The 7,350-nt window shown below is 42.9% G+C and carries 4 protein-coding genes; 2 read left to right on the top strand and 2 right to left on the bottom strand.

Going from position 1 to position 7,350, the window contains the following annotated elements:
- Positions 1-1,715: DUF4214 domain-containing protein (locus V1358_RS17760; protein ID WP_347394381.1), on the top strand; the 1,715-nt coding region annotated here is incomplete at its 5' end.
- Positions 1,716-1,872: 157 nt separating this feature from the next.
- Entirely contained in the window at positions 1,873-3,612 is a 1,740-nt protein-coding gene (locus V1358_RS17755; protein WP_347394383.1) for a tetratricopeptide repeat protein, read from the top strand.
- On the opposite strand, the gene V1358_RS17750 is transcribed toward V1358_RS17755, so the two are convergent.
- Both V1358_RS17750 and V1358_RS17745 read right to left on the bottom strand, forming a co-directional pair.
- Entirely contained in the window at positions 3,583-5,490 is a 1,908-nt protein-coding gene (locus V1358_RS17750) for a polysaccharide biosynthesis protein (RefSeq protein ID WP_347394382.1), read from the bottom strand. The two genes, V1358_RS17755 and V1358_RS17750, sit on opposite strands and share 30 nt — an antisense overlap.
- Before the next feature lie 145 nt (positions 5,491-5,635).
- Positions 5,636-7,350: DUF4214 domain-containing protein (locus V1358_RS17745; protein WP_347394381.1), on the bottom strand; the 1,715-nt coding region annotated here is incomplete at its 5' end.

Genomic DNA, 7,350 nt, shown 5'->3' with positions numbered 1-7,350 from the left:
TTGATCCTTTAGTTGTTAACACCGGAGATACAGATGGTGACGGTGTATCAGATGTTGACGAAGCGGGTATGTATGGCATTGGAACCAACCCCAATAGTAATGTAGACAAAGACCGAGACGCCCTTCCAGACGATTACGAAATCTATCTGGGTGTCGAGGGGCTAACAGTGCACCAATTATGGGCAGATGCAGACGGTGACGGTTTGCCATTAGCAATCGAAAAAGTCCTGCAGACGAATGAAAACCAGAAGGACAACGAGGCTTATTTATACTTAGGTGATCAAACCTATACAGATATGCTAACTCGTATGGCACTGGCTCATGTGCGTGGAACACTGCAAATAAGTGACAGTGCATTGGCAAGTTTACAAAGTGACTTGGGTATTACATCAGCAACTCCAGCGTATGACATATATGCCAAAGTAGCGTCACCGGGCGATCTATTAAACTTGAGTTTCATCGGCCGTGCTTATAAAGCAGCCTTTGACCGTGCCGCGACGTATAAAGGCCTTGTTGCGTGGCGTTCAAACATGAATGCAGGTTTTACAGAGCTTCAGGTTGTATCACGCTTCGTTGCTTCATCAGAGTTCGTCAATAAGTATGGTGAATTAACTGACAGTGAGTTTGTAGAGCAGTCTTACATGAATGTATTTGGGCGTCCACCTACGGAAAATGGGCTTGAGGTGTGGACAAACAACCTGGCCAAACCTGGCTATACACGGGCGCACTTGATGTTAACGTTTATCAATAGTCCTGAGTACATGACTAAGCAGTCTACATTGCAGACGTTAAAGAACTTGTATCTCGTCATGACCAATGATGTCATTGATTCAACAAGACTTGCGCGTCAAGACGTCATATTTGGGGATGATAGCTACCCAGTTGAGAGCGTAATGCGTGATAACTTAATGGCTTTTAACTTCTTCAAAGCGATGTCTCCACAAACAAGTAGTGCACTGCTGGATGCAGACGCAGATAGTTTGCCGTTGCGTGTAGAGTTCACAGATGGATTTGATATAACCACTATGGATAGCCCTGTAAACACGAGTACTGCTGAGCTGGTACGCCAAGTTTCACGGGAGCTGAACGATGAGTTATGGTCTATCCACGACACAAATACTCTTGCTACACAAATTGACGAGGATGGCACTGACGGTACGTTAAAAGACCACGTGATTTCTCTGTTAGAGACGGAAGGCTTTGCGCAACGTAAATCATTGGTGCGCTTATTCAAAGCGGTCTTAGGCAGTGACATGCATAGTAGTGCTTTTCAAGTCTATTTAGGGAAACTACTTGAGGGTGACTTAAGAGAGCCGCAAGTGGCAGCACGCTTAATAGCGAGCCCAGCCTTTAGTAATCGCTTTGGGGCGAATTTGAGTAACTCTGAGTTTGTAGAGACTATCTACAGCAATATCTTTGGTGGAACAATCTCAGAGAATAGTAAAGCGTACTGGGTTGGGTTACTGGATAATGGGCTCCCTCGTGCTAACTATGCATTTAACTTAAGTGAGTCGCCGGCGAGTGTTGACACCCACTTAAACAGTGACACGCTTTCTGTATTGCACCTAGCACTGTTGCGAAACAAAGCGAATACAGTAGCTGTGAACGATTTCGAAACGCGTGTTTCCGGACTCAGTGGCGAAGCGTACAATGACGCAGTGGCAGCGTATGCGGTAGAACTTATCCGCAGCACGGAGTTTATTAATCGTTTCTAAGGTACATACTTGAAACACGAAGGCTGCCACATGGCAGCCTTTTTTATGGAGTCTGATTACAAAATAAAGCCCTACAGTGCCACAAGTAAATGGCTATTTTCATGCAGTGATTATGTTAACATTGTTGAGTTCTTAATTGACTCACTATGGAATGGCGATGTTACCAATCGACTTTAAAACTAAAACGCACTTTTACAGTTTTCTGTTCATCCTTTTTGCAATAACAAGCCTACTCTACCTTGGTACCCTCTCTGTGCCGTTTTACCTCGACGACTTTGAGTCTATCGTCAATAATCCCGTGCTATACGATCAAAAAATAAATGCGTTACTTGCAAACCCTCGAGCTATTGGCTTAGCAACGTTTTATTTACAGTACAAATTAGGTATAAATTCACCAGAAGTCATTCACCTTATCAATAGCTTAATACATGCTTTAAACGCTGTTTTAGTTTCCGTTTTCGTTTGGCTACTATCTAAAAAAGTTACTAAAGATCGAAAGCAAGCCACTTTGACGGCAGCGATTTGTGGGGTTATTTATGCAATCCACCCATTGAACTCTCAGCCAGTAATCTACGCTATTCAGCGTTACACGCTTTTGTGTACACTTTTTTACTTGCTAACGTTGATTAGCTTTGTATATGCGCGTGAGCAACTGCTGAAAAGTAATACCCCCAAGGCTCTTTGTGCATTTTTTGTGACTCTAATATTTGCTGCTCTCGCATTTTTTAGTAAACAAACCGCAGCCACTATTCCCCTTTCTCTTATCGCCGTTGAAGTTATTTTTTATCGCACTTCCGTTAATAATAAGCGCTTGTTAGCCATAGCTATAGCTGCTAGTGTACTGGCCGTCGCCGCTATCTATGCTCTCCCAGACAAGCTGATCAGCCAATTAGATAACATGTCTCGTGAAACCAAAGACGTGTCGCGCTTAGATTATTTCAGCACTCAACTTGTTGTTGTATGGGGTTATATTACTAAGTTTTTTGTGCCAATAAATTTGCGCCTCGAATACTCGATAAATGAAAGTTCTTTCACAAGCTTACAATCGATATTTGCGGGAGTGGTACACATAGCGATAATAGCCGTGTCTTTTGTCTACCGAAGAAAACTCCCTCTAGTATGTTTTGGGGTGTTGTTTTATTACATTAGTCTCAGTATAGAATCTAGCATTATCCCCATTAGAGATTTCTCATTCGAGCACAGAGCCTACTTACCAAATATTGGGCTGAGCCTCATTGTAGCGGTGCTGCTGAGCCATTTAGGGACCAATAGCAGAGCTAGAAAAGTCACGCTAACTTCGTTGTTATTACTCATAGGTATATCTATCTCCCTGACTTTTACTCGAATAACACTCTGGCAAGATAGAGTCGCCTTTTATGAGAATGAGTACAGGTTAAATCCTACTCACTTGCGTGTAATCAGCAATTTAGGTCTAGCTTACTTAGATGCAGGGCAACGTGATAAAGGTAAGACAATGTTAAAAAAAGCGGCCGCTCTAAACACCGAAGACATGCGCACTGATGTTGGCTCAAATTACCTAGCCCTACTGGTAGAAGATGGCGATTACACAACAGCACTCACACTTGGAGATAACTTACTAAAGAAAGTTAAAAATTCGTCAGTTCGATCCAGAGTAGAAGCCAATTTAGGTATCGCATACCTCAATACAAACAACTTGGCTGCGGCCGAAAAGTATTTGCAAGCGAGCTTAAGAAGGCATGCGCAGCAAGTGAATACTCTTTATGCACTCGTTATCACACAAGTTAAGCTGGGAAAAATGGCTGCAGCTTTAAAAACATGTGAAAAGCTACTCGCTATAGAGCCTCAGCATAAAGAAACATTATCAATTTACTCTAGGCTCAAAGCGTTAGCGGATAGGCAAAACATTGCGGGCTAGCTTTTCTTCGGTGAATACAAGGTCTTTAATTCCAGAGGAAGGGGAAAAGGCCGTAGGTGCTTCCAATAGAATGTCTCTGACTTGGTTGTGGTCAAATTCATGACATGCAGCATCAAGCCGACTCATAAGCTCTTTGTATTGTGGCCAAGGTAGGAATGTGTCTTGTGCAGTCATAATTCTGGGGTGCGCGCTGCCACTAACGCTTTCACCGATGAGGAGTTCCTCATATAGTTTTTCACCAGGGCGTAAGCCAGTGTATCTGATTTCGATGTCACCATCGGGGTTATCGTCGCTTTTTACCGTTAAACCTGATAGGTGTATCATTTTTGTTGCTAGATCAGTAATACGAACAGGTTCACCCATATCCAGTACAAATACATCACCGCCTTTCGCCATAGCGCCTGCTTGAATAACAAGCTCAGATGCTTCTGGAATCGTCATAAAATAACGCGTGATTTCAGGGTGTGTCACGGTTACAGCTCCACCTTGCTTTATTTGTTTACGAAACAGAGGAACAACTGAACCTGAAGAACCCAGTACATTTCCAAAACGTACCATACTAAAACGTGTTTTATGATCACCCCGAGCCGCTAGCGCTTGCAGAGTCAACTCAGCCAAACGTTTACTAGCCCCCATCACATTAGTCGGCCTGACAGCTTTGTCCGTAGAAACTAAAACAAAGGTAGCTACATTTGCCTCTATGGCGGCCTCGGCTGTAAATAACGTACCAAAAATATTATTGCGAACGCCTTCGATAATATTATATTCAACCAAAGGTACATGTTTATAGGCTGCAGCGTGGTACACGGTACTTACTTTAAAAGTTTTAAGCACACTTAATACGCGATTTCGCTTCTGTACCGAACCTAGAAGAGGAACTAAGTCTGTATCACTTTTATGTTCTTGTAAATACAGCATTAGCTCTTGTTCTATTTGGTATAAAGCGAACTCTGAAAGCTCAAATAAGATTAGTTTTCTAGGCTTTTGGCGAATGATTTTTCTGCATAGTTCTGAGCCAATAGAGCCACCGGCTCCGGTCACCATGACCACTTTGCCGTAAATATCCTGTGACAACAGCTGTTGGTTTGCTTCGATTGGATCGCGACCAAGCAAATCAGCAACATCTATTTCTTCGATCTGGTCAATCTGACGAACACCATCAACCAGCTCGCTGATACTCGGAATGGTGAGTACTTTAAGTGGAAGGCTTTGTAATTGCGTTAGAATTTTATTTCGTATATTTACACAAACACTCGGCATAGCCAGTAGAACATTAGTAATATCTTTTTCAGCTGCGAGTGACTTTATACGCTTTGATGCATAAACATCGATGCCATGAAAGTTTTTACGGTGAAGACGAGGGTTATCATCAACAAAAGCATAAACATAATATTGATTACCATTCTCCAGAGCTTTAGCAAGTTCGCGCCCCGCGGAGCCAGCTCCGTAAACAATTACAGGCTCTTTTTTGCGGTTTGAATAACTCACCATCGATGCACGTACGATAATTCGGGAAAAGCCAATTAAAACAGTCAGGAAACTCGAGTATACGATAGTAACAAGAGCACTATTGGGTATATTGTTACTAATAAGAGCAAAGTAGCTTATCAAGGCCGAAGCAACTAAACCTAGCCCTATAAATTTTATTGCTTTATATGAAACAAAACGCAGCACAGCTCTATAAAAACCGAACTTCACGAAACACATAAGTGACGTAATAACTACAATTACCGTAGGCTCCATAGATAAAGCGGCATTACGATTAACGGTGATGTTTGCAGACCAAAGGGCTAGGATAATAAATAAACTATCAATAAACAGCATAAACGCTAATTTAACAGCGAAAGGCAGTCTTATGAGGTTCACTATATGGGACATGATAATCTTCTCTCTTCCTGAGTGAATATTTTAGCATGATTACACGTAATTCTTAGTATTTTCTAGCTTCAACTCGTTGTTATTTGTAATCAGACTCCATAAAAAAGGCTGCCATGTGGCAGCCTTCGTGTTTCAAGTATGTACCTTAGAAACGATTAATAAACTCCGTGCTGCGGATAAGTTCTACCGCATACGCTGCCACTGCGTCATTGTACGCTTCGCCACTGAGTCCGGAAACACGCGTTTCGAAATCGTTCACAGCTACTGTATTCGCTTTGTTTCGCAACAGTGCTAGGTGCAATACAGAAAGCGTGTCACTGTTTAAGTGGGTGTCAACACTCGCCGGCGACTCACTTAAGTTAAATGCATAGTTAGCACGAGGGAGCCCATTATCCAGTAACCCAACCCAGTACGCTTTACTATTCTCTGAGATTGTTCCACCAAAGATATTGCTGTAGATAGTCTCTACAAACTCAGAGTTACTCAAATTCGCCCCAAAGCGATTACTAAAGGCTGGGCTCGCTATTAAGCGTGCTGCCACTTGCGGCTCTCTTAAGTCACCCTCAAGTAGTTTCCCTAAATAGACTTGAAAAGCACTACTATGCATGTCACTGCCTAAGACCGCTTTGAATAAGCGCACCAATGATTTACGTTGCGCAAAGCCTTCCGTCTCTAACAGAGAAATCACGTGGTCTTTTAACGTACCGTCAGTGCCATCCTCGTCAATTTGTGTAGCAAGAGTATTTGTGTCGTGGATAGACCATAACTCATCGTTCAGCTCCCGTGAAACTTGGCGTACCAGCTCAGCAGTACTCGTGTTTACAGGGCTATCCATAGTGGTTATATCAAATCCATCTGTGAACTCTACACGCAACGGCAAACTATCTGCGTCTGCATCCAGCAGTGCACTACTTGTTTGTGGAGACATCGCTTTGAAGAAGTTAAAAGCCATTAAGTTATCACGCATTACGCTCTCAACTGGGTAGCTATCATCCCCAAATATGACGTCTTGACGCGCAAGTCTTGTTGAATCAATGACATCATTGGTCATGACGAGATACAAGTTCTTTAACGTCTGCAATGTAGACTGCTTAGTCATGTACTCAGGACTATTGATAAACGTTAACATCAAGTGCGCCCGTGTATAGCCAGGTTTGGCCAGGTTGTTTGTCCACACCTCAAGCCCATTTTCCGTAGGTGGACGCCCAAATACATTCATGTAAGACTGCTCTACAAACTCACTGTCAGTTAATTCACCATACTTATTGACGAACTCTGATGAAGCAACGAAGCGTGATACAACCTGAAGCTCTGTAAAACCTGCATTCATGTTTGAACGCCACGCAACAAGGCCTTTATACGTCGCGGCACGGTCAAAGGCTGCTTTATAAGCACGGCCGATGAAACTCAAGTTTAATAGATCGCCCGGTGACGCTACTTTGGCATATATGTCATACGCTGGAGTTGCTGATGTAATACCCAAGTCACTTTGTAAACTTGCCAATGCACTGTCACTTATTTGCAGTGTTCCACGCACATGAGCCAGTGCCATACGAGTTAGCATATCTGTATAGGTTTGATCACCTAAGTATAAATAAGCCTCGTTGTCCTTCTGGTTTTCATTCGTCTGCAGGACTTTTTCGATTGCTAATGGCAAACCGTCACCGTCTGCATCTGCCCATAATTGGTGCACTGTTAGCCCCTCGACACCCAGATAGATTTCGTAATCGTCTGGAAGGGCGTCTCGGTCTTTGTCTACATTACTATTGGGGTTGGTTCCAATGCCATACATACCCGCTTCGTCAACATCTGATACACCGTCACCATCTGTATCTCCGGTGTTAACAACTAAAGGATCAA

The organism is Pseudoalteromonas pernae (assembly GCF_039831865.1).
Lineage (GTDB): Bacteria > Pseudomonadota > Gammaproteobacteria > Enterobacterales > Alteromonadaceae > Pseudoalteromonas > Pseudoalteromonas pernae.
This window is presented reverse-complemented; position numbering and strand designations above follow the sequence as displayed.